This window comes from Bradyrhizobium sp. CCBAU 11386 (assembly GCF_028128955.1).
Classification (GTDB): domain Bacteria; phylum Pseudomonadota; class Alphaproteobacteria; order Rhizobiales; family Xanthobacteraceae; genus Bradyrhizobium.
The window spans coordinates 67,884-94,479 of the sequence record NZ_LBKA01000237.1; the positions used below are offsets into that span (position 1 = coordinate 67,884).

At 63.9% G+C, this 26,596-nt stretch carries 23 protein-coding genes and 5 pseudogenes; 17 read left to right on the plus strand and 11 right to left on the minus strand.

What is annotated here, in order from left to right; translation table 11 throughout:
* Positions 1 to 42: 42 nt before the first annotated feature.
* Both XI09_RS25105 and XI09_RS25110 read right to left on the minus strand, forming a co-directional pair.
* A complete protein-coding gene (locus XI09_RS25105) occupies positions 43 to 510 on the minus strand; it encodes a MarR family winged helix-turn-helix transcriptional regulator (RefSeq protein ID WP_271569236.1) in 468 nt (155 codons plus the stop codon).
* A gap of 45 nt (positions 511 to 555) precedes the next feature.
* A complete protein-coding gene (locus tag XI09_RS25110) occupies positions 556 to 1,479 on the minus strand; it encodes a LysR family transcriptional regulator (protein WP_271569237.1) in 924 nt (307 codons plus the stop codon).
* A gap of 108 nt (positions 1,480 to 1,587) precedes the next feature.
* Between XI09_RS25110 and XI09_RS25115 the strand changes: the two genes are divergently transcribed.
* The 11 genes from XI09_RS25115 (at position 1,588) to XI09_RS25165 (ending at position 12,465) form a co-directional block, all read left to right on the plus strand.
* Entirely contained in the window at positions 1,588 to 1,911 is a 324-nt protein-coding gene (locus tag XI09_RS25115) for a Dabb family protein (protein ID WP_092185693.1), read from the plus strand.
* Positions 1,908 to 2,987 (plus strand): maleylacetate reductase, encoded by a 1,080-nt coding sequence (locus tag XI09_RS25120; protein WP_271569238.1) that lies wholly within the window; start codon positions 1,908 to 1,910, stop codon positions 2,985 to 2,987. The genes XI09_RS25115 and XI09_RS25120 overlap by 4 nt, the downstream gene beginning before the upstream one ends.
* A 4-nt stretch (positions 2,988 to 2,991) precedes the next feature.
* Positions 2,992 to 4,365: an amidohydrolase family protein gene (locus XI09_RS25125; protein WP_271569239.1), complete on the plus strand. Its 1,374-nt coding sequence runs from the start codon at positions 2,992 to 2,994 to the stop codon at positions 4,363 to 4,365.
* Positions 4,366 to 4,386: 21 nt separating this feature from the next.
* Positions 4,387 to 5,289, plus strand: coding sequence for an NAD(P)-dependent oxidoreductase (locus XI09_RS25130; RefSeq protein ID WP_271569240.1), 903 nt, complete (start codon positions 4,387 to 4,389; stop codon positions 5,287 to 5,289).
* A gap of 15 nt (positions 5,290 to 5,304) precedes the next feature.
* Positions 5,305 to 6,189 (plus strand): intradiol ring-cleavage dioxygenase, encoded by an 885-nt coding sequence (locus tag XI09_RS25135; RefSeq protein WP_271569241.1) that lies wholly within the window; start codon positions 5,305 to 5,307, stop codon positions 6,187 to 6,189.
* A gap of 60 nt (positions 6,190 to 6,249) precedes the next feature.
* Positions 6,250 to 7,644, plus strand: coding sequence for an FAD-linked oxidase C-terminal domain-containing protein (locus XI09_RS25140; RefSeq protein WP_271569242.1), 1,395 nt, complete (start codon positions 6,250 to 6,252; stop codon positions 7,642 to 7,644).
* Entirely contained in the window at positions 7,641 to 9,167 is a 1,527-nt protein-coding gene (locus XI09_RS25145) for a sugar ABC transporter ATP-binding protein (RefSeq protein WP_271569243.1), read from the plus strand. Before XI09_RS25140 ends, XI09_RS25145 begins: the two co-directional genes overlap by 4 nt.
* Positions 9,160 to 10,110, plus strand: a complete 951-nt coding sequence (locus XI09_RS25150; protein WP_027546405.1) for an ABC transporter permease — start codon at positions 9,160 to 9,162, stop codon at positions 10,108 to 10,110. The genes XI09_RS25145 and XI09_RS25150 overlap by 8 nt, the downstream gene beginning before the upstream one ends.
* The gene (locus XI09_RS25155) at positions 10,107 to 11,084 is read left to right on the plus strand and encodes an ABC transporter permease (RefSeq protein ID WP_027546406.1); all 978 of its coding nucleotides are present in this window, start codon (positions 10,107 to 10,109) and stop codon (positions 11,082 to 11,084) included. The genes XI09_RS25150 and XI09_RS25155 overlap by 4 nt, the downstream gene beginning before the upstream one ends.
* A 42-nt stretch (positions 11,085 to 11,126) precedes the next feature.
* Complete coding sequence (locus XI09_RS25160) at positions 11,127 to 12,101, plus strand: sugar ABC transporter substrate-binding protein (protein WP_271569244.1); 975 nt, start codon at positions 11,127 to 11,129, stop codon at positions 12,099 to 12,101.
* Between the two features lie 76 nt (positions 12,102 to 12,177).
* On the plus strand, positions 12,178 to 12,465 hold the full coding sequence (locus XI09_RS25165) for a YciI family protein (protein ID WP_271569245.1): 288 nt from the start codon (positions 12,178 to 12,180) through the stop codon (positions 12,463 to 12,465).
* Between the two features lie 168 nt (positions 12,466 to 12,633).
* Here the strand turns inward: XI09_RS25165 and XI09_RS25170 are convergent, their stop codons facing one another.
* The 6 genes and pseudogenes from XI09_RS25170 to XI09_RS25195 all read right to left on the minus strand — a co-directional run.
* Positions 12,634 to 13,521, minus strand: a complete 888-nt coding sequence (locus XI09_RS25170; protein WP_271569246.1) for a branched-chain amino acid aminotransferase — start codon at positions 13,519 to 13,521, stop codon at positions 12,634 to 12,636.
* A 28-nt stretch (positions 13,522 to 13,549) separates the two neighbouring features.
* Positions 13,550 to 14,410: an acyl-CoA acyltransferase gene (locus tag XI09_RS25175; protein WP_271569247.1), complete on the minus strand. Its 861-nt coding sequence runs from the start codon at positions 14,408 to 14,410 to the stop codon at positions 13,550 to 13,552.
* A gap of 11 nt (positions 14,411 to 14,421) precedes the next feature.
* Positions 14,422 to 15,579: a homoserine O-succinyltransferase MetA gene (gene metA / locus XI09_RS25180; RefSeq protein ID WP_271569248.1), complete on the minus strand. Its 1,158-nt coding sequence runs from the start codon at positions 15,577 to 15,579 to the stop codon at positions 14,422 to 14,424.
* Positions 15,576 to 16,880, minus strand: a pseudogene (locus XI09_RS25185) (O-acetylhomoserine aminocarboxypropyltransferase/cysteine synthase family protein). Before XI09_RS25185 ends, metA begins: the two are co-directional and overlap by 4 nt.
* A 32-nt stretch (positions 16,881 to 16,912) precedes the next feature.
* Positions 16,913 to 17,904, minus strand: a pseudogene (locus XI09_RS25190) (amino acid--[acyl-carrier-protein] ligase).
* A gap of 25 nt (positions 17,905 to 17,929) precedes the next feature.
* Positions 17,930 to 18,472, minus strand: a pseudogene (locus tag XI09_RS25195) (acyl-CoA dehydrogenase family protein); the annotation flags it as partial.
* 5 nt (positions 18,473 to 18,477) lie between these two features.
* Here XI09_RS25195 and XI09_RS25200 point away from each other — a divergent pair.
* The 4 genes and pseudogenes from XI09_RS25200 to XI09_RS25215 form a co-directional block, all read left to right on the plus strand.
* Positions 18,478 to 19,371: pseudogene (locus tag XI09_RS25200) on the plus strand (long-chain-acyl-CoA synthetase); the annotation flags it as partial.
* Between the two features lie 34 nt (positions 19,372 to 19,405).
* Positions 19,406 to 19,651, plus strand: coding sequence for an acyl carrier protein (locus XI09_RS25205; RefSeq protein WP_271569249.1), 246 nt, complete (start codon positions 19,406 to 19,408; stop codon positions 19,649 to 19,651).
* Positions 19,638 to 21,023 carry an AMP-binding protein gene (locus XI09_RS25210; RefSeq protein ID WP_271569250.1) on the plus strand — a complete coding sequence of 462 codons (1,386 nt, stop codon included), beginning with the start codon at positions 19,638 to 19,640 and terminating at the stop codon, positions 21,021 to 21,023. Before XI09_RS25205 ends, XI09_RS25210 begins: the two co-directional genes overlap by 14 nt.
* On the plus strand, positions 21,016 to 21,741 hold the full coding sequence (locus tag XI09_RS25215; RefSeq protein WP_271569251.1) for an SDR family NAD(P)-dependent oxidoreductase: 726 nt from the start codon (positions 21,016 to 21,018) through the stop codon (positions 21,739 to 21,741). The genes XI09_RS25210 and XI09_RS25215 overlap by 8 nt, the downstream gene beginning before the upstream one ends.
* A gap of 94 nt (positions 21,742 to 21,835) precedes the next feature.
* Here the strand turns inward: XI09_RS25215 and XI09_RS25220 are convergent, their stop codons facing one another.
* Together XI09_RS25220 and XI09_RS25225 are read right to left on the minus strand one after the other, a co-directional pair.
* Positions 21,836 to 22,096 (minus strand): hypothetical protein, encoded by a 261-nt coding sequence (locus XI09_RS25220; protein ID WP_271569257.1) that lies wholly within the window; start codon positions 22,094 to 22,096, stop codon positions 21,836 to 21,838.
* A gap of 511 nt (positions 22,097 to 22,607) precedes the next feature.
* Positions 22,608 to 23,300: a LuxR C-terminal-related transcriptional regulator gene (locus XI09_RS25225; RefSeq protein WP_271569252.1), complete on the minus strand. Its 693-nt coding sequence runs from the start codon at positions 23,298 to 23,300 to the stop codon at positions 22,608 to 22,610.
* Positions 23,301 to 24,068: 768 nt separating this feature from the next.
* Between XI09_RS25225 and XI09_RS25230 the strand changes: the two genes are divergently transcribed.
* Together XI09_RS25230 and XI09_RS25235 are read left to right on the plus strand one after the other, a co-directional pair.
* Entirely contained in the window at positions 24,069 to 24,968 is a 900-nt protein-coding gene (locus XI09_RS25230; RefSeq protein ID WP_271569253.1) for a LuxR C-terminal-related transcriptional regulator, read from the plus strand.
* Between the two features lie 140 nt (positions 24,969 to 25,108).
* Positions 25,109 to 25,537, plus strand: a complete 429-nt coding sequence (locus XI09_RS25235) for a hypothetical protein (protein WP_271569254.1) — start codon at positions 25,109 to 25,111, stop codon at positions 25,535 to 25,537.
* A gap of 566 nt (positions 25,538 to 26,103) precedes the next feature.
* On the opposite strand, the pseudogene XI09_RS25240 reads toward XI09_RS25235, so the two are convergent.
* Positions 26,104 to 26,596 (minus strand): annotated as a pseudogene (locus XI09_RS25240) (polysaccharide biosynthesis/export family protein); the annotation flags it as partial.

Here is a 26,596-nt window from a genome sequence, read left to right on the forward strand (position 1 = left end):
TTGCATGGTAAGGTTGCCTGACGAGATCGTCAAGTAGCCTGACTATTCGACATCTTCGAGCGTGTCGAACTGCGCGCCATAGACCGCCAGTCCCTTCAGGATCGCGTCCATCGTCGCCTTGCCGAGCTCGGCGCGCATCTCCTGCTCGGCGATGTCGACGGCGTCCCGAAACGCGTCGAGCCATTTGCGCCCGGCCGGCGTGAACAGGACGATGCGCGCGCGCCGGTCGGTCGGATCGGCGATGCGGTCCACCAATCCGAGCTCGGCGCATTGATCGACCAGCTCGCCCATCGCCTGCTTGCTCATCGACGCGCGGCGGGCGAGCTCCGTGAGCCGCGTCCCCTCCACGTCGAGATTGCGGGTGAGGCTGACATGGGCGATGCGCGTTTCGTCATGCCCCCGCTCGCTCATCAATTCGAGCACGCGGCCTTCGAAGCGTCGCACCGCGTTGTTGAGCAGGCGGCCAATATTGGCATGCCGCCACGCCGTCCCGGATGTCCTGGATTTCAATGGTTATGCCTTCTCGGAAACAGTCGGGATCTCAGTGTCCGTCACTTACTTCGCCGCGTCCATCCATATCCCCGGCTCCGAATGCTCGCGGATGTGGGTGACGAGGAAGTCGGAAAAGGCCCTGATCTTGGCCGGCAGCCCGGCACGGTTCTGGTAAGCGATGTTCATGGTGAGCAGAGGCAGCTCCCAATCCAGCAGGACCGGGACGAGACGGCCCGCCGCGATATCGCTCTGGACGATGTAGAGCGGCTGGATGAGGATGCCGAGACCCGCCAGCGCCGCGCCGCGGATGACCTGGCCGTCATTGCTGTCGAGCGTCGGCGTGATGCGCACCGTCTGCGCGCCATGGCCTTTGCGCAGGCGCAGCGAATAGGGATCGTTGGCAAGGTTGTAGACGAGCATGTTGTGGCGCGCGAGATCGGCGGGCTGCTCCAGCTCGCCTGCGCTTGCGAGATAAGAGGGCGCGGCAGCCAGCACGCGGCGCATCTGGCCGATGCGGCGGACGATGATGTTCGAATCCGGCTCCTGCTCGCGCGTCCGGATCGCCACGTCGATGCCCGCCTCGATGAAGTCAGGATAGCGGTTGGCGGTGGTGATCTGCATGTTGAGCTTGGGATAGCGCGCGCGGAACGCCGGCAGCATCGGTGCGAGATAAATCACCGCAAAGGACAGCGAGCTCGTGACCCGCAGCATGCCCTGCGGCGACAGCGCGCGATCGCTGACGATGTCCTCGGCTTCCGCCAGCTCGCTCAGCACCCGGCTGGACCGCTCCAGCAGCTCCTGTCCCGCCTCCGTCAGCCACAAGCGGCGCGTGTTGCGCTCGATCAGGCGAACGGCGAGGCGCTCCTCGAGCGCGCTGAGATGGCGGCTCGCGGCCGCATTGGACATGCGCAACGCCTCGGCGGCCTTGGACAGGCTGCCGAGCTCGGCCGTCTTGGCGAACACCTCCAACTGCAGCAGGCGATCCATTTTTCCACTTTTAGGAAAAGAGACTTACGATTATTGGCCTTTATTTCCGTATCCCGCAAGCCAAACTGAGCCCAACACAAGCAAGATGACAGGCGAGGAAACTGGGAAATGTCGGGCCCGATCAGGCACATCGTGATGTGGCGGCTGCGCGGGGAGACCGCCGAGGAGCGGTCCGCCGCCCGGGCCAAGGTCAAGACCCTGTTCGAGGGCCTGCGCGGCCGGATCGACGGTCTCACCCATATCGAAGTCGGCCTCGACGTCAGCGCTGTCGATTACGCCTGCGACGTCGTGCTGTTCTCCGAATTCACCGATCAGGCCGCGCTCGCGGCCTATGCCACCCACCCGGAGCACCTGCGCGTGCGCGAGGCGCTCGGCGACTTGCGGATCGGCCGCTTTCAGGTCGATTATCCCATCAAAGAGACCGGCGCATGATCGGTTCGTTCACCTTTGAAAACCTGCCTTGCCGCGTCGTGTTCGGCAGCGGAACCTTGGCTAGCGCCAAGGCCGAGGTGGAGCGGCTCGGCGGCAAGCGCGCACTGGTGCTGACGACGCCGCAGCAGGAGGCGCAGGGCAAGAGCCTGGGCGCAGCGCTCGGCCCGCTCTATGCCGGCATCTTTCCGGGCGCGACCATGCATACGCCGGTCGACGTGACCGAGCGGGCGCTCGCGGCGATGAAGGCGTGCGATGCCGACTGCGTCGTCTCGCTCGGTGGCGGATCCACGACGGGCCTCGGCAAGGCGCTGGCACTGCGCACAGGCGTCAACCAGCTCTGCATCCCCACCACCTATGCCGGCTCGGAGATGACGCCGATCGTCGGCCAGACCGAAAACGGCCTGAAGACCACGGTGCGCGATGCGGCCGTGCTGCCGGAGACCGTGATCTACGACGTCGATCTCACCTTGACGCTGCCGGCGAGCCTGGCCGCGACATCAGGCATCAACGCGATCGCCCATGCGGTCGAAGCGCTTTACGCACGCGATACCAATCCCGTCACCTCGCTGATGGCGGAAGAAGGCATTCGCGCACTCGCGCGTGCCCTGCCCGCCATTGCCGCTGACAGCGATGACCGGGAGGCCCGCACCGAGGCGCTCTACGGCGCCTGGCTGTGCGGCGTCTGTCTCGGCACCGTCGGCATGGCGCTGCATCACAAGCTCTGCCACACGCTCGGCGGCACCTTCGATCTGCCGCACGCCGAGACCCACACCATCGTGCTGCCGCATGCGCTGGCCTACAACGCGCCCGCCGTGCCCGATGCCATGGCGCGCATCTCGCGCGCGATCGGCGCCGCCGATGCGTCGCTGGGACTTTACGAGCTTGCCAAACGGCTGGGTGCAAAGCTGGCGCTGCGCGACGTCGGCATGCCCGAGAGCGGCATCGACAAGGCGGCCGATCTCGCCGTCACCAATGCCTATTGGAATCCGCGGCCGCTCGAGCGGGGTGCCATCCGCGACCTGATCGCGCGCGCCTGGGCCGGCGAGCCGCCCGTTGCCATCAAAGCGGTGGCTTGAAGCGATGCGGCGCACGCTGATCAGATCCGCCACAATCATCAGCATGGATGATGCGATTGGCGATTTTCGCAGCGGCGATTTGCTGGTCGAGGGCGGCCGCATCCTCAATGTGCGGCCGTCGATCGACCTCGGCAGCGGCGCGGCCGAGACCGAGATCGTCGACGGCAAAGACCGCATCGTCATCCCCGGCCTCGTCAACGCGCATATGCACACCTGGCAGACGGGCTTACGCGGCTATGCCGCGAACTGGACGCTGCTCGAATATTTCCGCCGCATGCATGCCGGGCTCGCGACCGTGTTCCGGCCTGACGACATCTACATCGCCACGCTGGTCGGCGCGCTGAACCAGATCAATTGCGGCACCACCACGCTGGTCGACTGGTGCCACAACAATCCGACACCTGACCATACCGATGCCGCCGTGCGCGGCCTGGTCGAGAGCGGCATCCGCGCCGCGTTCTTCCATGGCTCGCCGAAACCGGAGCCGAAGCCCGGCGAGCCGCATTTCTCCGAGATCCCGCATCCGCGCCGCGAGGTCGAGCGGCTACTCGCCGGCCCCCTCGCCGACCGCGACGGCCTCGTCACGCTCGGGCTCGCCATTCTGGGTCCGCATTATTCGACGCTCGACGTCGCCATGCACGATTTCCGCCTGGCGCGGGAGCTGAAGCTGATCGCCTCGATGCACCAGGGCGGCGGGCCGGCCAAGACGCCGGATGGCTGGGAGAAGCTGATCGCGGCCGGCCTCGTTGGCGCCGGCGTCAATATCGTCCACGGCAACGATCTGCCCGACGATCTCCTCAATCGGATGGTCGATCTCGGCGTGTCGTTCTCGGTGACGCCCGAGAACGAGATGATCCAGGGCCACGGCTTTCCGATCACCGGACGGCTGCTGAAGCGCGGCGTGCGGCCGACGATCGGCATTGATCTTGAATCCGTGCTGGCCGGCGATCTTTTCTCCGCCGCCCGCGTCGCGCTGTCGATGCAGCGGGCGCTCGACAATGCGGAATCGCGCCGGGACAGCGGCACCATTCCGGCGACCACCACGATCCCCGTGCGCGAAGCGCTGCGCTGGATCACGACGGAAGGTGCCCGCATGCTCGGCCGCGAGAGCCAGATCGGATCGCTGACGCCGGGCAAGCTCGCCGACCTCGTCATCATCAACGCATCCGATCTCAACCTTGTCCCGGTGCACGATCCCGTCGCGACCGTCGTGATGCAGACGAGCCTTGCCAATATCGAGTCCGTCATGATCGGCGGCGCATGGAAGAAGCGGAACGGCCGGCTGCTGGTCGAGGGGCTGGAGGCGAAGAAGGAGCTGCTGGCGCAATCCGGCCGGCGGCTGGTGCAGGATATCGAACGACAGGGACGCGCCGCCTGAAGGCGCCAATGGACAACGCCAATGACTGACGCTGCAAAAAATGTCGCTTTCATCGGGATCGGCAAGATGGGCCTGCCGATGTCGGTGCTCGTCGCCAAGGCCGGTTATGCCGTCACCGCGTTCGATCAGAGCGCGGCACGGGTCAACGAGGCACGCACACAAGGCATTTCGATTGCCGTCTCGCCGGCCGTGGCCGTGAGCGGCAAGGCGGCGGTGATCACGTCGCTGCCGGATGACGCAGCCTTGCGCGGCGCGTTGCTCGGCCCCTCCGGCCTCATTGCCGCGATGGCGCCCGGAGCCGTTCTGATCGAGACCAGCACCGTGAGCGTCGAGGCCTCCACCGAAGTTGCGGCCACCGCACAGGCGCGCGGCATCGCCTATCTGCGCGCGCCGGTCTCCGGCAATGCCAGCATCGTTCACACCGGCGCGCTGACCTGCTTCGTCTCGGGTCCGAAGGACGCCTTCGAAAATGCAAAGCCGCTGTTCTCGGCCTTCACCCGCGCCCAGACCTATCTCGGGCCCGCCGAGGAAGCGCGCTACGCCAAGCTCGCGGTCAATCTGATGATCGCGGTGTCGGCCGCGATGATGGCGGAGAGCCTGGCGCTGGCGCGCAAGGGCGGCATCGCCTGGCAGGACATCCTGAAGGTGCTCGACGACAGCGCGGTGGCTTCACCGATGGTGAAGTACAAGACCGCGCCGCTGCGAACGCGGGATTTCGAGTCCACCTTCTCCTGCAAGCAGATGGCCAAGGACCTCGACCTGATCCTCGGCGCCGGCCATGCCGTCGGCGTGCCGCTTCAGCTCGCGGCGCAAGTGCGCGAGACCTACGGCTCGCTGGTGGCGCAGGGCGACGGCGAGGCCGACTTCATCGCGACCGTCAAGCATCTCGAGCGGCTGTCCGGCCTCGGCGAACCAAAGCTCTGATCAACGGAGACACCCATGCGCAACTTCAACGAGACCACGATCACGGACGCAGTGCTGGAGCGGATCGCAGGCGCAACCGATCCGCGGATCAAGGAGGTCAGCGAGGCGCTGGTGCGCCACCTCCATGCCTTCGTCCGCGAGGTCCGCCCGACCCAGAAGGAATGGGAATACGGCATCGACTTCCTGACCCGCACCGGCCACATGTGCGACGACAAGCGCCAGGAGTTCATCCTGCTGTCGGACACGCTCGGCGTCTCCATGCTGGTCGACGCGATCAACCATCCGGTGCCGGAAGGTGCGACCGAGACCACGGTGCTCGGCCCGTTCTTCGTCCAGGCCGCGCCGGAGAAGGACATCGGCGCCGACATCTCGGGTCCGATGGAAGGCGACCCGATGCTCGTCACCGGCTCGGTCTCGACCGTCGACGGACGGCCGCTCGCGGGCGCGGTCGTGGACGTCTGGCATTCCGACGATGACGGCTATTACGACGTGCAGCAGCTCGACGACATCGGCGATCTCGCGATGCGCGCCCGCTTCCACACCGACGCCAACGGCCGCTTCCATTTCTGGTCGATCAAGCCGGCCGCCTACCCGATTCCGCATGACGGGCCGGTCGGCGAGATGCTGGAGGTGCAGGGCCGCCATCCCTGGCGCCCGGCGCATGTCCATTTCATGATCTCCGCGCCGGGCTTCGAGCAGCTCGTGACCCATGTGTTCGTCGCCGGCGACAAATATCTCGACAGCGACGTGGTGTTCGGCGTCAAGGACAGCCTGATCCGCGAGTTCGTCCGTCACCCGGCGGGGCGTGCGCCGGATGGTCGCATGGTGGACAGCGACTATTTCCATCTCAACTACGATTTCGGCCTGAAGCAGGTTGCGAGCAGCGCAAGGGCCGCCTAAGCCGAACCACAACACAGCGGACCGGCAAGAGTCCGTCATCGGGGCAGACAGGGAGCAAGGATGGGACCGCGGGTCAGCACAGTGGCTTTGGCCGATCGCCTCACAGGCATGATCGGCCCGCGCGCGAGCGTCGCGCGCGGCGTGCTCGATCAGCACGGGCAGAGCGAGTCGCATTATCGCAACCTGCCGCCCGACATCGTCGTCTTTCCTGAAACCACGCAGGAAGTCGTCGAGATCGTGAAGCTGTGCGCTGCCGCGGGCATGCCGATCGTCCCGTTCGGCGCCGGGACCTCGCTCGAGGGCAACGCGGCCTCTGTCGCCGGCGGTGTCTGCTTCGACTTCGCGCGCATGAACAAGGTGCTGGCGGTGCACGACAGCGACATGGACGTCGTGGTGCAGCCCGGCATCACGCGAAAGCAGCTCAATGCGGAGCTGCGCGGCACCGGTCTCTTCTTCCCGATCGATCCGGGCGCCGACGCCTCGATCGGCGGCATGACATCGACGAGGGCCTCCGGCACCATGGCGGTGCGCTACGGCACCATGAAGGACAATGTCATGGCGCTGGAGGTCGTGCTGGCCGACGGGCGCGTGATCCGGACCGCCAGGCGCGCGCGCAAGTCGGCCGCCGGCTACGACCTGACGCGCATGTTCGTCGGTGCCGAAGGCACGCTCGGACTCATCACCGAGATCACGCTGAAGGTGCATCCCGTGCCGCAGGCGATCTCGGCCGCGGTTTGCAGCTTCGACACCCTGCATAATGCCGTGGACACCGCGATCTCCGTGATCCAGTCCGCGATCCCCGTGGCGCGCATCGAGCTGCTCGACGACGTCATGATGCGCGGCATCAATGCCTACGCAAAGCTCGGCTATCGCGAGGCTCCGACCCTGTTCTTTGAATTCCACGGCTCCGAGGCCTCCGTCGCCGAGCAGGCCGAGGCCGCAGAGGCGATCGCCGCCGACCATGGCGGTCATGGTTTTGCCTGGGCCAAGGCGCAGGAAGACCGCAGCCGGCTCTGGCACGCCCGCGACAACACGCTCTATGCGGGCCTGGGCTTGCGGCCCGGCGCGCGCGCCGTGATCACCGATGTCTGCGTGCCGATCTCGCGGCTGGCGGAATGCCTGACCGACACGCGGCGCGACGCGGACGAGCACGGTTTCACCGCGCCGATCGTCGGCCATGTCGGTGACGGCAATTTCCACATGCTGATCCTGATCGATCCGGCCAAGCCGGAGGAGAGCGAAGGCGCCAAGGCGCTCCAGGCCCGCATGGTCGCCCGCGCCATCGCCATGGACGGCACCTGCACCGGCGAGCACGGCATCGGGCTCGGCAAGATCGATTATCTCGCCGATGAGCTCGGCGAGGCCGTCGACGTGATGCGACAGGTCAAGACCGCGCTCGACCCCGATGGCCTCATGAACCCCGGAAAGATCTTTGCAAGCGGAGCACGCGCATGAGCACCGCCGCATTGGCCATCGAGCCCTCCCCGCCCGTCCCGCTGCTGGAGCTGCGTGGCATCAGCAAGGAGTTTCCCGGCGTCAAGGCGCTGGACGACGTGTCCTTTGCCGTCGTCCCCGGCGAAGTCCACATGCTGCTCGGGGAGAACGGCGCCGGCAAGTCGAGCCTGATGAAGGTGCTGTGCGGTGCCTACAGCGCCGATGCCGGCGAGTTCTACTACAAGGGCGAGAAGGTCGCGATCGGCTCGGCCGCGGATGCGCAGAAGCTCGGCATTGCCGTGATCTTCCAGGAATTCTCGCTGGTCCCCCATCTCGACATCGCCCAGAACATCTTCCTCGGCCGCGAGCCGAAGGGCCGCATCCCGGGCACCATCGATCGGCGCAAGATCCTCGCCGACGCCAAACGCGTGCTCGGCACCATCGGCTTCGACATCGACCCCGCCACCATCGTCGACAAGCTGGGGGTGGCGCAGCAGCAGATGGTCGAGATCGCCAAGGCGATCAGCCAGAACGCGCGCATCCTGGTCATGGACGAGCCGACCGCGGCGCTGTCCGACCGCGAGACCGAGCTGTTGTTCGCGCTGATCGCGCGGCTGAAAGCCGACGGCGTGTCGATCGTCTATATCTCGCACCGCATGGCGGAGGTGTTCGCGCTCGGCGATCGCATCACGGTGCTGCGCGACGGCCGCCGCATCGACGGCGTCCGCCCGGCCGACGTCACGCCGGACCAGCTCGTCCGCATGATGGTCGGCCGCACCGTCGACATGACCTATCCGCGCAATTTCGCCGACAAGCCCGGCGAGGTGCTGCTGGAGGTCAAGGGCCTGAGCTCATCGACCGGCATCTCCGACATCAACATCGAGGTGCGCCGGGGCGAGATCGTCGGCCTGTGCGGCCTGGTCGGCTCCGGCCGCAGCGAGGTCGCGCGCGCCATCTTCGGCGCCGATCCCGTGAGCGCCGGCGAGATCATTTTCGACGGCAAGACCATTTCCGGCGAGCCTGATCTTGCCGCCCGCCGCGGCATTGCGCTGATCCCCGAGAGCCGCAAGAGCGAAGGCCTCGCACTGCTGCGGTCGGTAAGTGACAATCTGGTGGTGTCGGCGCTGCGAAAACTGTTCCCGAGCGGCCTGTTCGACCAGCGTTCGGCGCAGCGTACCTCCGACGGCCTGATCCGGCAGCTGAGGATCGCGACGCCCAGCGCGCGCCAGACCGTCGGCCTGCTCTCGGGCGGCAACCAGCAGAAGGTCGTGATCGGCAAGTGGCTGGCGGCCGGCTCGAAGCTCTTCATCTTCGACGAGCCGACGCGGGGCATCGACATCGGCGCCAAGTCCGAGATCTTTGCGCTGATCGACCGCCTGGTCGCGGAAGGCGCCGCCGCACTGATGATCTCGTCCGAACAGGTCGAGATCTGCCATGTCTGCGACCGCGCCTATGTGATGCGCGAAGGGCGCATCGCCGGGCACCTGACACGAGCCGAACTGACGGAGGAGAACATCGTGCGACTGGGGATGCATCATGCGTGAAGCCGCGGTCGTTTCAGAGCCCAATCCGCTGCAACGCATTCCCGGCGTTGCCATCGTGCTGGTGCTGCTGATCGCGCTGTTCAGCGCTATCGCACCCGGCTTCCTGTCGGTCGCCAACCTCTCCAACGTGCTGGTGCAGTCGACCATCCTGACCATGCTCGCGCTGCCGATGACCCTGATCATCATGACCGAGGGGCTCGACCTGTCGATGGGCGCGGTGCTGACGCTGACCTCGCTCTGCGTCGCGATCGTGTCGCTCGCGACCAAGTCGATGCTCTTGGGCTTAGGTGCCGGCCTGCTGGTCGGCGCCGCCTTCGGCACCGTCAACGGCTGGCTGGTCGCGATCCTGGGCATCCCGCCCTTCGTGGCAACGCTCGGCACGCTCGGCATGGCGCAGGGCCTGTCGCTGATCGTCAGCGACGGCCAGAGCGTGGTCGGCATCCCCCACAGCGTGCGCGACATCTATTCGGCGACGCTGCTGGGCGTTCCCGTGCCGATCGTGATGGCGCTGGTGACCTATGCGGTCTTTCACGGCCTGCTCTATCACACGCGCTTCGGCACCTACATCTTCGCGCTCGGCGGCAACCGCGAGGCGCTGCGCTATGCCGGCCTCTCGCCGAACCGGCTGTTGATCGCGGTCTATGCGATCGGCGGCGCCATGGCCGGTATCGCGGGCCTGTTGATGACCGCGCGGATGAATTCCGGTCACCCAACGGCCGGCCTTGGTCTCGAATTCGACGCCATCGCCGCCGTCGCGGTCGGCGGCACCTCGTTCGAGCGCGGCAATGGCTGGCTGCTTGGCACGTTGCTCGGCGTGATCGCAGTCGGCGTGCTTCGCAATGGGCTCAACCTGATCTCGATGCCGTCCTCGGTGCAGGTCGCAAGCGTCGGCGTCCTCGTCATCGTCGCCCTGTTCCTCGACGGCCTCAGGAGCCGGGCATGACCGACATCAGCAAAGAGGCGATCGTGCCGCCCCGCTCCTTCCTGTCGCAGGACGCGATCCAGGTGTTCTATCGGCTGCTCGCGGCGCTGCTGATCTGTGCAGTGCTGGCCGTGCTCAGCGATTCCTTTCTGAGCCTCGGCAACATCCTCAACGTGCTCAGGCAGGCGAGCCTGACCTTCTTCATCGCGTCCGGCCTGACGCTGGTCGTGCTCACGGCCGGTCTCGATCTCTCCGTCGGCGCCAACGTCGCGCTGTCGGCCTGTATCGCCGGGACCGTGATTCACAAGACCGGCTCGCCGGCGCTCGGCATCCTCACCGGGCTTGCCTGCGGCGGCATCGTTGGCCTGCTCAACGGCGTCATGGTCACCGCGCTGCGCATCCCCTCCTTCATCGCCACCTATGGCATGCTCTGGGTGCTGAACGGCCTCACCTACTGGTACATGGCGGGCGAGACCCTTCACGGTTTTCCGGCCGGCTTCCGCCAGATCGGCAGCGGCTATCTGTTCGGCCTGCCGATCCCGGTCTACCTGCTGCTGGTCTTCCTCGGCATCGGAACGCTGTTTGCCCAGCGCACGATCTGGGGCCAGGAGATCTATGCGATCGGCGCCAATCCGGTCGCGGCGCGGCTCTCCGGCATTCCGGTCGCGCGCCGCCTGCTGCTGGTCTATGCCGTCTCCGGCACCATGGCTGGCCTTGCCTCCATCATCTTCCTGTCGCGGCTCAATTCGGCCGAGGCCGACATCGGCGAGAGCCTGACCTTGCCTGCGATCGCGGCCGTGCTGATCGGCGGCACCTCGCTGTTCGGCGGCGTCGGCACCGTGTTCGGCACTTTTATTGGCGCGCTGATCCTGACGCTGGTGCTGAACGGCATGAACCTGCTCTCGGTCAGCGCCAACTGGCAGCCGCTCGTGACCGGCATCATCGTCATTCTCGCGGTCTGGCTCGACATGAAGACCCGCCGCCGCGCGCAATGAGCTCTTGACGTTCCAACAAGCAAAACGAGGGATGGAGGCAACATGAAACGGAAACTTGGCTATTTGGCGCTCCCGCTGCTGATGGCGGCCGCGCTCACCACGGAGGCGCGCGCGGACGGCGAGACCATCGCCGTCTTCACCAAGAACCAGACCAATCCGTTCTTCCAGACGGTGCGGGTCGGCGCCGACAACATGGCGAAGACGCTGAACGCGAAGACGCTCCAGTACATTCCGACCAAGCCGGACTCGATCCCCGAGCAGCTCAGCCAGATCGAGGACGTCGTGGTGAAGAAGCCGAGCGCCATCGTCTTCACGCCGGTCGACTACAAGGCGATGGTGCCGGGGGTCGAGAAGATCAACGAGGCCAAGATCCCCGTCGTCAACATCACCGACCGCTCCGCCGGCGGCAAGTTCCTCTCCTTCGTCGGCGCCGACGATTACAGCCTCGGGCTCGAGACCGCGCGCTTCCTGCTCAAGACGCTGGGCGGCAAGGGCAACATCGTCATCATCGAGGGCGTCAAGGGCTCGCTGACCAATGTCGACCGCGTCCGCGGCTTCAACGACGCGCTGAAGGAGAACGCCGGCGCCAAGCTGCTGGCCTCGCAGCCCGGCAACTACCAGCGGCTCCAGGCGCTCCAGGTGATGGAGAATCTGATGCAGTCGAATTTGCAGATCGACGGCGTGCTCGCCGCCAACGACGCCATGGCGGTCGGCGCGATCGAGGCGCTCGACGGTGCCAACCGCAAGGCGCAGGTGATCGGCATCAACGGCACCAAGGAGGCGATCGACGCGATCAAGTCCGGCAAGCTGCTCGCGAGTGGCGACTACAACGGATTTGCGCAAGGCTGCCTCGGCACCATGATGGCGATCCGCTCCTTGCGCAATCAGCCGGTTATCAGCGAGATCGTGCTGAAGCCGACCGTCATCACCAAGGAGAATTACCAGCCGTTCGACGTGCCGCTGGAGCAGCGGACCTGCCCGACCTTCGAGGACGCCGGTAAGCTCAGCGCGAAATAAGCCAGCCGATCACCACGAACCCGGACGGCCGCTCCTGCGGTCGTCCCAACAACTGAAGCAAGAAACGGAGACCACCATGCTGTTCGCCATTCACGCCATCGACCGCGCCGGCGCGCTGCCGACCAGGCTCGCCAACTACGACGCCCACAAGGCTTTTCTCAGCGACACCTCGCGCTTCGGCGTCAAGATCGTGATGTCAGGGCCGCTCGTCTCCGACGACGGCGCGACCATGATCGGCAGCCTGTTCCTGATCGAGGCGCCGGGCCGCAACGAGGTCGAAGCCTTCAACCGCGCAGATCCCTTCGCCGCGGCCGGCATCTGGGACAAGGTCACGATCACGGGCTTCCTGCGCCGCCAGGGTTGAGCGGCCTCGGCATCGGCCGAACCGGCAAGGTCGATTCGCCGAACCTGGTGCTTGCTCGGCCCCCCAATCGATCCCCCTGTTCTTACCCCGCGATATCGAGATCGGAATAGATGACCTCGGCGATGCACTGACATAGTCGTGAGACCTATCCTCTCCAGTGAAGTCCTCTCACGCGGCAAGCTTCACCCCGTGGGCAAAATCCCAATACAGCTTTCGAGCCCGCGCATAAAAGCGCCCGGGCCTGAGTTGCCGGTCGTCGATCCGGATCACCGGTGCGACCTTGGCGAAATTTCCGGTCGAAAAGATCTCGTCCGCAGTGACAAAATCTGAGTAGCGCAGCGTTGCCTCCAACACCGTGATGCCATCACCGCGCAAGAGCTCGATCACGCGCTGCCGCGTGATTCCGTTCAGGAACGTGCCATTCGGCGCCGGGGTAAAGACAACGCCGTCTTTCGCCATGAACACGTTCGAATTGCCGAACTCCGCGACGTTACCGAGCATGTCCAGCATCAGGCAATTCTGGAAGCCGCGCGAGGCGGCCTCCCTGAGCGCACGGGAACTGTTCGGATAAAGACAGGAGGCCTTGACATCGGCCGGCGCGCATTCGGCGGTCGGTCTGCGGAACGGCGACAGGGTGATCGCGCTGCCGACGGGCTCCGGGATCGGCGATTCGTAGATGCAAAGGCACCAGTCCGTCGTTTCCGGATCGAACAGCACACCGCCGCCGATGCCGTTCTGCGGCCAGTACATCGGGCGGATGTAGAGTTCGGCATTGACCGGGAAGCGGGCGATACCTTCGCGCGCCAGTCCGAGCCACGTGTCGAGATCGACGACCGGTTTGAGCCCGAAGTTGACCGCAGATTGATTGACGCGGGCGCAATGACGATCGAGGTCGGGCATAACGCCTTCGAAAGCGCGCCCACCATCGAAGATGGTCGAGGCGAGCCAGAGCCCATGGGTGCGCGGCCCCATGATCGGCACGTTGCCCTCGTGCCACTGGCCTCGGAAGAATGTCCATGTCCTCGAATGGCTGACGGACTTGGTGTCGGGAGCCATGACGAACCTCCGTTCCGGGACGACTGAGTTATGGTCCATAGATCACCAGCTCGGAATCCGACAGGTCGGCAAGCCGGGGGCAATGCGGGCCCTTGAAGTATTTGCGGCCGATCGGCTCCCTGTAGATGCCGACGAGGCCAGGCACAGGGCCATTGGCGTCGAGCGCAATCGATATCCGGCCGTGCCGCAGCAAGAAGCGGCCGATGGCGCCGGCGCACACGACATAATCGGCCACATCGGGGCAATAGATCATCTGCATCGCCGGCAGCCTGATGCGGCCGATGCGCATCGGCTGCAGGACGAACGGAAAGGCGCGGCCATCGGCGGCGCGACACACCAGGCAGAGGCAGCCGTAGGCTGCGTGACGCGCCAGCAGCACGACGTCGGCTTCGGACAAGCCGTCGGTCGCCTGCGCGCATTGCCGGACGACCTCCACGCGCATGGCCCTGACCGGACGCGATACTGCCGGAAAGGAGAAGAACAAGCCGCCGCAATAGCGCTGGAATCCCTGCACTTCGATGGCTTGCCAGGTCCATCCCGCCGGACTGATATTGACGTAGGTGACGTCCTTGTGGCGCTGCGCGACCTTGGTCAGCATCGGTGCGTAGCTGCGAAAGGCCGGTTCCACATACCAGCTGGAGAGATTGCAGCGGATGGAGGTGCTTCCACCATCGTTCCTTGCGGTGTGGATCAACAGCAGGGCACCGACGGGCGCCCGGTCATGCTCGAGCATGTAGCCGAAGCGCGGGAAGCTGTCGGGCGTCTCGCGCACAGACAGGCGCCGGAGTCCGTCGATCCAGTAGTCGCGCGAACGGATCGGAAAGCCGCGTGTCAGGAGATCGGCGATGGCGTCGAGATCGGCTATTCCTATCTCTCGGCATCGGATCATGGTCCGAACTCTCACTCGTAGTATCCGAGCCGCCTCTTGGTCACCGGGGTTGGCGAGCGCGCCAGACGAGCGGATCGAGCGGCAACCAGCCTGCGTCCGTGGCGATGCGCCGGAATTCCGGCGGCAGACAGAGCCGCTTCTCGGGCTCCCAACGGCTTTGAGCGTCCGGCGCGCTGCGACACCATGTACAGCAACCAGTTGCGGTATATGCGCTGGGCCGGCAGATGCCAGACGTTGCGCAGGTCCTTCGTCAGCCGATCGACTGGAAACTCGGCAAAAAGCTCCGGGTTTCTGTCGGAAAGGGCTTTCTGTCGGAAAGCGATCATCATCTCTTCCGCGCCCTCGTTCAGATAGCCCGTCGGTATCGTCGGACAGACCTCGTTCTCTCCCCGGAGGAAGCGACCCATATCCCTTCGATATTCACCCAGCAGGCTCTGGGTTTCGTATTCCGGGTGCCCCTGGAAATGGACGAAAAGGCTGTTCTTCTGCTGCTTGACGAAGCAATCGACGCCGGCCTCCGCCGACCAGGTGAGAACCGAATATCCGCAGTCCGAGAGATCCTCCTCCTGTACTTCGTTCCACCGGGCGTGCGGAATTCGGAAGGTCCTCGGCACATCTTGCATCAAGGGATGATGTCTCGTCTTTGTTTGAGCGAAGACACCGAAGCATTTGGTGGGGAGCTTGTGGCGCGTAACGCCGTCCAGGTGCAGGACCGCCCCATGGACGGCCAGACAGGAAAACACCGACGAAACCGTATTCTCCCGGGCCCAGTCAGTGATCGCGGCGAAGGTGGTCCAGTATGGCTCTTCCGTCAGACTGGCGGCTCTGGGTTCGGCGCCGGTCACGATCACTCCATCCAGGCGTCTGTTCAGCAGATCGTCGATGCCGCGGTAGTATCGACGAACGTAATCGCGCCCCCATTCCGAACGGGGGGTCGCCTCCATCGTATAGAAATGCAGCCTGACGCAAAGTCGTCCCGCAGCCGCAGCCAGCAGGTCGAACAACTGGCGCTCGGTCGACATCAAGGCAGCATCCGACATGTTGTTGATGAGCCCGATGTCGAGGCACTCCGCCCGGTTTCCTGGCGACGCCGTCGCGTGGGCGCCTCCGCCCGGCGCTCTCGATAAGAGGTGGTGCTCCTGCGAATCTACGTCGATCAAGACAGTCATGCGAGTGCCTTCATGGTTGACGAAACGTCAATCGCGGCGCAGAGGGCCTGATCGAGATCCGCGACGATGTCGTCGATGTGCTCAATTCCAACGCTGAGCCTGATCATCTCGGGCCGCACGCCGGCTCTGTCCTGTTCTTCGGCCGACATTTGCCGGTGCGTTGTCGATGCGGGGTGGCAGGCGAGCGTTTTCGCGTCGCCAATATTGACCAGCCGCTTGCAGAGCTTCAGCGCGTCGTAGAACCGCTTGCCCGCCTCGAAGCCTCCCGCCACGCCAAAAGTCAGCAGCGAACACGCCCGACCACCTAGATACTTCTGCGTCAGCATGAAATAGGGGCTGTCGTGAAAGCCGGCATAATTCACCCACTCGACACGGCGGTCGTTGCGCAAGAACTGCGCGACCTTTGCGCCATTCTCGACGTGCCGCTAGATCCGGAGCGCGACGGTCTCAATGCCCTGGAGCAGCAGGAAAGCGTTCATCGGCGCCAGGACAGCGCCGGTGGTCCTCTGGGAGACGGCGCGACAACGCGCAATGTAGGCGGCCGCGCCGTAGCGCTCGGTAAAGACCAGCCCGTGGTAGGACTTCTCCGGCTCGTTCATCATCGGGAAGCGCCGGCGATGCTCCGCCCACGGGAATCTGCCGCCGTCGACGATGACTCCACCGAGCGTAGTGCCATGCCCGCCCATGAATTTCGTCAGCGACTCCACGACGATGTCTGCGCCGTATTCGATCGGCCTGAGCAGGATCGGTGTCGGCACCGTGTTGTCGACGATGAGCGGGACGCCGTGCCTGTGCGCGGCATCGGCCATCGCCTGGATGTCGCAGACGTTTCCGGCCGGATTGCCGACGCTCTCGCAGAACACCGCCCGCGTATCGTCGTCGATCAGCCTTTCGACGCTTTCCGGCCGGTCGTCTTCCGAAAAACGGACCGCAATGCCCTGCCTCGGCAGGATGTGCGCGAACAGCGTATGCGTGGTGCCATAGAGCTGCGGAACCGAGACGACGTTGGAGCCCATCTCCGCGATGTTCACGACCGCATAGTTCACCGCGGCCTGACCACAGGCCACGCTGAGTGCCTCGATGCCTCCTTCCAGGGCGGCGACGCGCTTCTCCAGCACGGCGTTGGTCGGATTGCCGATCCGGGTGTAGCGGAAGCCGTCCACTTCAAGGTTGAAGAGCGCGGCTCCGTGGTCGGCGCTGTCGAATGCATACGAGGCCGTCTGGTAGATCGGCACGGCAACGGCTTTCGTTGCCGGATCGCTTTCGAAGCCGCCGTGAACGGCGAGAGTCTCTCTCCTCATGGAGGCGCACCCTTCCGCTCTCCGATCCCGGGCTAGCTCCCGGCTTCCTTGGCGCATCGGAACTCCTCCAATGCTGACGGTGCCCCGCGGTCGGTCTGCCCCAGGCCAAGCAGGTCCCGCACTGCGATCGGCCAGAGAGCGACGTATGGAACATGGCGACGGCGAGACGGTCCATTCCGAAGGCTACGCAGGCAGTGTGGGCCGGCTCGCAGGCCGCATCGACGATGCCCCAGGTGGTGCCGAAATGATCCCGGTGGTAGTTGAAGCTCATGCAGGCGGTCGGTCGCTCCTCGGAGCGCAGAGGCACCAGCAGTTCGAACTTCAGCGACTGCTGCTTTTGGCTCACCGCCATCATCTGCCCGACCCGGCCGAAGAACGGGTCGTTGGCATGGTCGATCCTGAAGGTCAGCCCGAGATCCCGGGCGATCTTCTGCGCGCGTATCATCCAACGGTCCCGGAACGCCGAGACGTGATCGGCGCTCCCGATGCAGACGAATTCGCGCATCCTGAAGGACTGCAGCCGGTCGAGATGGCGCGAAGGTTCGCGACGGAAACAGTCGGCGGCCACGTCGAAGCTCCAGCCGGCTGCCGGCACCGGCCCTCGGCTCGCCGCGATCGGATAGACCGGATAGCAGGCTGCCGGCGACAGCACGAGATCGGCCGGTGATAGCGATGCGGTCCAGTCGCCGCCGGCATCGAAGCGGCTGATCGCCGCGTCGATCTCGCTTTCTATGCCGTGCAAGCCACAGACGCAGCCGAGAAGATTGGGAAAGCTCTTCAGATAGCCCGACCTCTCGAGCTGGGCGCGATTCATGACGGGCGGGAAGCGCAGCACCTCGGTGTTCGGCTCGCGATTCCGCGAGATCACCGCCGCAATTCGTTCCACAACGTCTTCGTAGAGTGCGGTGCGGCCATAGACGCCGGGAGAGCCCATCTCGTGGAACAGCGCATCTGCAAGATGATCCAGCGGATCGGCTGGAGGCGGAGTGGAGTCCGCCGGTGCTTCGACAATGACCACGTTCATCAGCCGTTTCCTTTTCAGAAGAAGATCAATCGCACAAAGAGTCCGGAACCGTGCTCATCAGCGTGGCGGTACCCATGCTGGCGAGGATGCGATCGTTGTTGATCATGATCGGAGCGGAAAGCACGTCACGCAGGTGGCGGCCGATACTCACGTCGGTGTCGTTGCGGTATCCGGACAGGCCGCAGGCGCGCATCGCGTGCATGACGGTCGCAACCGCGAGCTCGGAGGCCTCCACCTTGAGAAGGGACGACAGCGCGCGCACGTCCCTTTCGCGTGCTTCAAAGCACTGGAGATTCGCGGCGATGACGGCGCGCAATTTCGTCAGGCTCATTTTGGCGGCGGTGAAGTGCGCCGCGCCGGGAGGCATGTTGCCGCCCGATCCGCGGGCGGCCTTGCGGATGAAGAGCTGCGCCCGGTCCACCGCCGCAGCCGCGATCCCCGCCCATACCGAGGACCAGCACAGGTGGGCGACGGGCGTCATCGTCTGCGCATGGATCTTTTCGTATGCCACGGGGAATATCTGGTCCGAAGCGCCTCTGAAATTCAGCTTGAAGCCGGCGCTGCAGGTCGGCGTCTGAACGAGAGGCGCGACACCGGCTGCGGCTGGCCGTGGGTAACGGATTGCGCGGCGACATCTGGGAGACGTTCGCCAACCGGTTCGCGATTCCGCAGATCCTCGAATTCTATGCCGCAACCGAAGGCAATTTCTCGCTGTTTAATGTCGATGGAAAACCGGGCGCGATCGGCCGGATCCCGCCGGTTCTGGCGCATCGCTTTCCCGCCTCGATCGTCAAGATCGATGCCGACAGCGGCAGCCCAGTCCGGAGCGCCGCAGGGCTCTGCATCGCCTGCGCACCTGGCGAGACCGGCGAGGCTGTCGGACGTATCGGTGGTGGCGATCGCGACGGCCGGCCTTTCGAGGGCTACACGGATCCCGAGGAGACCAGGAAGAAGATTCTGCACGACGTCTTCGCTGTGGGCGATGCCTGGTTTCGCACCGGTGATCTGATGTTGCGCGACGAGCAGGGGTACTTTCACTTCATCGACCGCGTCGGCGACACCTTCCGCTGGAAGGGCGAGAACGTCGCGACCAGCGAAGTGAACGACGCAATCAGGGACTGCCGCGGCGTTCTCGACGCCTCGACCTATGGAGTTGCGGTGTCCGGGGCCGATGGCCGCGCCGGCATGGCGGCGTCGGTGGTCGACCGAGATTTCGATTTCGGAATATTCAGAGAACACCTTTCGTATCGGCTGCCGCGTTATGCAGTTCCAGCCTTCGTCAGGTTGTGCCGGGCGCTCGAGACGACCGACACCTTCAAGCAGCAGAAGCAGCGGTTGATCCGCGAGGGATTCGATCCTTCGGTGGTGGACGATCCGCTGTTCCTGCGTGATCCGGCGACCGGTGACTATCGTTCGATCGACCGGGCCGTCTACGCGCGCATCGTTGAGGGCGAAATCAGGCTCTAACACTGGCTCGGAAAGCCGAAATGTGAGGTGTACCATGTCGGTCAAATCGACGATTTTCTCCGCGATGAAGCAGATCGCCGAAGAACAGAAAGTCACGCTTCCCGCGCTTGAGGACGATCTGTCACTGAACGAAACCGGGTTCGATTCGCTGGCATTCGCCATCCTGGTTGCGCGGTTGGAGGACGAGCTCGGTATCGATCCCTTCACTGTCGCCGAGGACGCAGCCTTCCCGTCTACCCTCGGTGAGTTTGTCAGAGCCTACGAGAATGTCCCTGCCTGACATCATCGCGCTGCGCCAATATCTCGGCGAAGGGCCGAAGGGCCGCACGATTTCCGATGCCCGGCACAGTGTATCGCTGACCGACATGATCCAGTACAGCTGCCTGGCTGACAGATCGTCCGAACTGTCCGGCCGCTCGGTGCTGCTTGCGACGTCGGGACAGCTGCTGTCCGCGCTTGCCATGATCGAGCTCGACGGCGTCGCCCGCCGCATGCTCCTATGCCCGCCCGACCTGGATTGGGATCGCCTGGAGGTCCTGCTCGAGCAGGCCGATATCGACACCATCGTCACCGATCGGTTTTTGCACCGCAGTGGCGCTGGCAAGTACGTCGTTATCGGCGTCGACCTGCCTGGGCGGAGCGCCATGGGATCGGAGGTCGATCGCACGACCGAGTGGCTGATGCTGACCTCGGGGACATCAGGACTGCCGAAGATTGTCCGGCATACGCTTGATGGGCTCGCTGGCGCGATCATCGCCGAGGGGCCCGCGCGCCACCGGAACGCAACCTGGGCGACGTTCTACGACATCCGCCGCTATGGCGGCTTGCAGATTTTCCTGCGGGCCGTGATCGGCGGCGGATCGATGGTGCTTTCGGAGCCCGGGGAAGCCATTGCCGCCCATGTGGCGCGGCTGCGCGCGGGCGGCGTCACCCACATCTCAGGGACGCCGTCGCACTGGCGCAAGCTCCTGATGAGCGGCGCGTCCGCCAATTTCGCGCCGGACTATGTCCGCCTGTCGGGCGAAATCGCTGACCAGGCGGTGCTGGACGGCCTGGCCAGAGCATTTCCGCATGCGTCGATCGGGCACGCCTATGCCTCGACCGAGGCGGGCGTCGGTTTCAGCGTGGACGATGGGCGCAAGGGGTTTCCTGCCCGCCTGATCGGGCAGAATCACGCCGGCGTCGAGATGAAGGTGGTCGACGGCTCACTGCGGATCCGTTCCAAGCGTACCGCGCGCTCCTATGTCGGCGCCGATGCTCCGCCGCTCGCCGACACCGAGGGCTTCGTCGATACCGGCGACATGATTGAGCTGCGCGGCGAACGATACCACTTCGTCGGCCGGCGAGGCGGCATTATCAACATCGGCGGGCTGAAGGTGCATCCGGAGGAGGTGGAAGCAGTGATCAACCGGCACGCGTCAGTCCAGATGTCGCGCGCGCGGTCGCGCAGGAGCCCGATCACCGGCGCCATTGTGGTCGCCGACGTCATCCTCACCAACGGCACCAATGCAGAGCGCCACGAGGCGATTCGCACGGAAATTCTCGGTCGGTGCAAAGATTGCCTGGCTGCATGGAAGGTGCCTGCGGTGATCCCCTTCGTCGAGCGGCTCGACGTCACCGCAGCGGGAAAACTGGCACGCACCGATGCGTAACGTCATCGTCACCGGCGGCAGCCGTGGTATAGGTCTTGCCATTGCGCGCAGGCTCGCCGCGTCCGGCGAGTATAATGTGATCGCCGTCGCGCGCCGCGAGAGCGAGGAGCTTGCGGCTGCAGTCCGCGAAGCCCAACGACGCCTGCATTTCCGCGCCTGCGACCTTGCGGCGACCACTGCGATCCCGGCCTTCGCAAAATCGATGCGCGACGAATTCGGCGCGATCTACGGCCTCGTCAACAATGCCGGGGTCGGTCCCGACGGGTTGCTGGCGATCATGCACAATTCCGATATCGAGGCCTTGATTCGCTTGAACGTATTGTCGCCCATGATCCTGACCAAATACGTGGCGCGCCATATGATGGCCGACGGCGCGGGGCGGATCGTCAACATTTCCTCTATCGTCGCCTCGACCGGCCACAGCGGCTTGTCCGTGTATGCCGCGTCCAAGGCCGCGGTTGTCGGCTTCACCCGCTCGCTGGCCCGAGAAGTTGGCAGGGTCGGCATCACAGTGAACGCAGTCGCGCCCGGCTTCATCGATACGGAATTGACCAGGTCCCTGGACGACGAAGGTCGCCGACGCATCGCTCGCCGCAGCGCATTGCGCCACCTGCCCGAAGCCGACGACGTCGCTTCCGTGGTCGAATATCTTCTCGGCGAAGGCGGCGGGAACATCACCGGCACCGTGGTGACGGTCGACGCCGGTAACACGGCCTGAGCGCCGGGAAGCGGGCATCCGCCGTCGAGGGCGACCTCTCCTTTCGGCTCAAAGGTGCTCGAAGTCGACCTCGCCTGACGGCAGGCTGGACACTTCATTTCGGCGACAGCCCCTTCAGATATTCAAGCATCGTGTTGCAGGCCTTCTCCGCCTCCGCGAAGGTTGAAAAGGCCGAACCGCCGATCTTGATCGCGCCGTTGCCCCGATAGAGCGGCCGCCACGACGCCACATAGCCGGCACGTCCATGAAAGCCGGCACCGGCAGGGGTCTCATACGTGATCACAAAGGAAAAGCCCTCGCCGGTCGCGCTCCAGATTTCCATGTCCTCGACGGCGCGGTGAAACAGAAGGGACATCGAGATGCGCTCGCGCACTCGCTTTCAGCTCAACCAAAGCGTTTCAGTCCTGGCGGCAGGCCGGCTACAGAGAAACGGCCCTGACCACTGGGGGCGGGGCAGGAAGGGCCAGGGCCGCCGCTCCAGATGTACCGATATCCAGTCAGCATACCGCTACACCACTGCGATCGCATCTGGAGCCGATCTGTTGCCCGCGACTTCGTTTTACCCGACAACGGACAAACCGCGATCGGCCCAGAGCTGCAGATGACGAACTATTGCACTTCCATCCCGCTACCTTGGCTGCGATTATGGATCAGCCGGCAGTCCTGACGGACTACCCCATCTAGCTCCCCGGACATTGACCTCGCCCGTCAAGCGGCACTTGAAAGCCGTCTCCAGCCCTTAAAGCTGCCCGCCCAGCCTGATCCACTGCGCTGCCGGGGCTTCGCCGTGACAGACGTACTTCGATCACTGGCCGCGCCGATGCTGATCCGGAGTTGCGGCTCCCCGATGGCGCGTGAGGCTCTTCTCAGCGCTCGCCACTCGTCGGACTCAATCCGGGCTGCGAAGCCTTCTCCCGCGGGGCGGTCGCGCGATCATGTTGCGAGATGGCGAGGGCCGCGAGCACCGTCCGATTGCTGATTTCAAGTTTTTGGAAGATGTTGTGAAGGTGCACCTTGATGGTGCCGTCGGTCGTGTTCAACCGCCGCCCGATTTCCTTGTTCGACAATCCTTCGGAGACCAGACGCATGATCTGACGCTCGCGTTCCGTCAGCGCTGTCAGCCCGTTCTCCGAATTCGCGCCCTGCTCGCGCGACACGATCGACTCGGATGGGGTCGATGGCAGCACGTTGTGGCCATTGGCGATGTGCCGCAACGACTGCACCAGAGCCTCGGAATCGGTATCTCTCAGAATGATGCTACAGGTCACGGGCGTCGCCGAGAACACCAGTTCGCAATCCTCACTCGAGACGAAAAACACCAAATGCGTCGAACGATTTTCTGAATTGACGGTCGAAAGAATTCTTGCAGCGGCGAGCTCGGGCATTGCGGGATCGACAATCGCCATATCGGGCGCCAAGCTCCGGATCGCTTCGATGCAGCTTGCGGCGTCGTTACAAGATGCAACGATATTGAAATCGGCTGCAGCACCCAGCACCTTGCTCAGCCCCTCCAAGACCACCGGATGCCGGTCTGCAATGACTACACTGACACGTCGCATTGCGCGCTCCTCAGCCAGTCGCCCCCCAATATAAACTCCGCGCACCTTCTTCTGTTTCCACCCGCACCATATAGCATACAAGCAATGTTGGTATCGCAGCGCAATACTTAGGTTAATCGGCGCACTGCTCCGTTCGATTCCCGGACCCTAACACAGCGATGCAACGCGAATGCCCGTAAGACTCCGGTGATCTGACGGGGACGGGCAAGCCTCCGCGCCCATCCAGTCCGTCTAACGGCGTAATCCTTAGCGGCGCACACCTTCGATATTTCCGCAACGTTCAATATATGCCGCACCGTTAACTCGCTCGCAGAGTGCGTTCGCGCAGACATAGCATCGGCGAACAAAAACAACCAAAAAAATCTTTCAATGTTGAATGAACATCGTCATCTAATTCACGCAGAGGCTGCGCCAGAAGGCAGTTTTTTGCACCGCAATTTCACGGGTATACGCAGTCCCGCATCTATAACGAACGGTATATAGGGCGATCGCAAATTCGCATCTAACATTCCTAAATGCCTAAACAAGATGGATTGATCGAAAACCCACCAAGCAAAGAACGGAGGAACACGATCGAGGTAGCTCAATATATATATGAAGACCACAAGTCGAGATATCTAGAGACCACAATTCGAGGGAGAACGATCAAACGAACAGAACGATCAAACGAACGACAAGGGTTCGTTCGTGCGTCGAGGACCAAGGAAAAACAATTGAGTTCAACCGCCCATCGCTGTTGTGTCATTGCGTAGTAGGCTGGAGGGTAAAATGAGGAGGCGGCAGTCTTGCGAGACCGTTCTTATTGGAAAGAACGTTTTGATTAGAGAAGGCATTGCTAAAATCCTGCACGCGGCAAATTTTCACATCCCGGTCTCGGCGTCGAGCCCCGAGGAGTTGCCGAGTTCACTTCAAGCAGAGAAACTGATGTTCCTCATCGTCCATACGGGCGATGGCTTCAATGTCGCGATTGAACAAATCGGATTTGTGAAAGATCGCTACCCGGACGCGCGCATAGCGATCGTGTCCGACAATTATCGGCCAGTCGATCTTGCCTCGGCATTTCGAGCAGGGGCCAACGGATACTTCGTGAACGTCAATTCGTGCGACGCGTTCATCAAGTCCGTCGAGCTCGTGACGATGGGCGAGACCGTCTTCCCGCCTGCATTCCTGTCATTCGCCCTTGATGCCGGTCGCGACCGCGAGCCGGAAACGGCGGAGCCCGGCGAATGCAGACAAACCATCCTCGCGGCTGCGGACGACGCGATCTTGCCGCAGCTCTCTCCGCGAGAGAAGGTCATTCTATCCTGCCTGATCGAGGGCGACTCCAACAAGTGCGTTGCCAGAAAGATCAATATCGCCGAGGCCACCGTGAAGGTTCACGTCAAGGCGATCCTGCGCAAGATCAGGGTCCAGAACCGGACACAGGCCGCGATCTGGGGAATGAACCATGGGTCGCTGGTACGGCCGGCAAACGATCACGCCCCCTCAGCCGCCGATGCGGGCAGAGGGATCACCAAGCCCATCGAGGCGATCTCCGAAATGGAGCAGCTCAACGAGCCGCCGCCATTGGTTTCTCGCTCCAACCACGTCGTGGTACCCCGTATCGACGGCCTGCTCCGCAAGGGCGTAGACCAAGGGAGCCACGCCGCGGCACGGTTCTACAAGTAGTTGCAGGGACTCGGAAAACGGCTACCGTCGCGCGAACGGTCCCATCGCGGCGTGGCGCGGCGGCAGTTTTGGCGACTTCCCTGATGCGAGGCGATCAGTAACGCCATCATGTGACGAAACGGCCGAGCGCCGAGTTCGGCGTGAGTGCGACCCTGAATTCCGAACTCAGGCATCGCGCCGAAGCCGATCTCAGTTCGCCCGCGTTGATCACGGACCTGGTCGGACTCAGCGTCCACGCCATGAAGTCGCAGAGTCAGGGCTCGAAGCCCAGGGTCTGTGGCGTGGGATTTCCGTTCTGGATCGCTATTTTAGCTCAGCCTTCGAGTGATCGGTCGAGTCATTGGTATGGCGTGCGGACCACCTCCGCTTACCAGCATCTTCTATCGGCATGCATGACCGCCCGCTCCGCGCGCCGGTGTGGTTCGGATTCGATAATGTCGCGGTCGATGCGCACGCAAGCTGTCGAAGACAGCGCGAGCCGCGTGCGGGACGAACGCAAGCGTCAATCGATTAATGCATTGGCGCGCGCGAGCCCCGCCGCCGCTTGGGTCGGTGCCGCGGGTCGCTAAATTTGAGCTCGGCGACCAGGCGCCAGAGCTGAACCTCATGGCCATCCGCCAAACGCCCGGCCCGCTCGGTTGCGGACGCGTCGTCGGGGCAGTGAAGGTTGACCACACCCCCCAACTGGCCGTGTTCGTCCAGAACGAATGCACGATAGTGTGGCATCGCAAATCCCCACGCGACCAGCATCTTACCTGCAGCCTCGCTCTGCGGCTTGGAGATTTCGGGTCATTACGAGCTACCTCTGATGGGCGGTATGCTTGCCGTCATGGCTCGCCCCGAACCCGCTCATGCGGCCAGACCCTTCGGCGCCCGGCGACGGAATGCGTCCAGCAACGCGATACAGACGTGGGCCCCGATGTAACCAGCACCTCCGGTCAATAGGATCGTCAGCAATACCTGCCCTACTGCCTCAACAGTGCGATGCCGGCCTAGATGCCGGTACGTCACCTCCTCCCGCCCCCTGCGAATCGTCCCTCGCCACGTCGTTCTGGGCTATCCCCGACGGGGCACTACTTAACCTTTGGGGAGGATGTCAGGACCATCCTGGTATTGCAGTGTGATCTCGACGGCGTCACCCGGCTGCAACTCGGCATCTTCGCTTGCGCTTTCGTGTTGATGAAAGCAGCACCGCGCGACGCGCATCCGTAACGCGAGAGCTGGTCAAAGAGCCCTTGCCGAAGAGATCGGATGTTTTCTGAAGGTCCTCGAGGTCCGACTGAAACCCCTCTGCCTCCTTCTGCTGATATGACAGCACGCGGACCTCCTCGTCTCCCTGTCGGACGCCGCGCTCAAGAAAGGCCTTTTCCCGTTGGTAGTCGCTCTGCTTGATCTTCAGATATTCCGTTTCCGCAGTGACAATTTCCACAATCGTCGATTGTGTTATCGGCACGTCCGTCAGAAGGCCTGGATTGATCTGCGCCCCCTCTCCGAGCTCATTCTTGATGCGCCACATACGCGCCTGTTCTCTGGCGCATTCTGTCCAAAGCGTTCCATACTCGCTTCTCAAGTCTGCAGACTCGAGATACGGGTTGTTCATTCTGATGATGTCGTAGCCACCTGCCAAG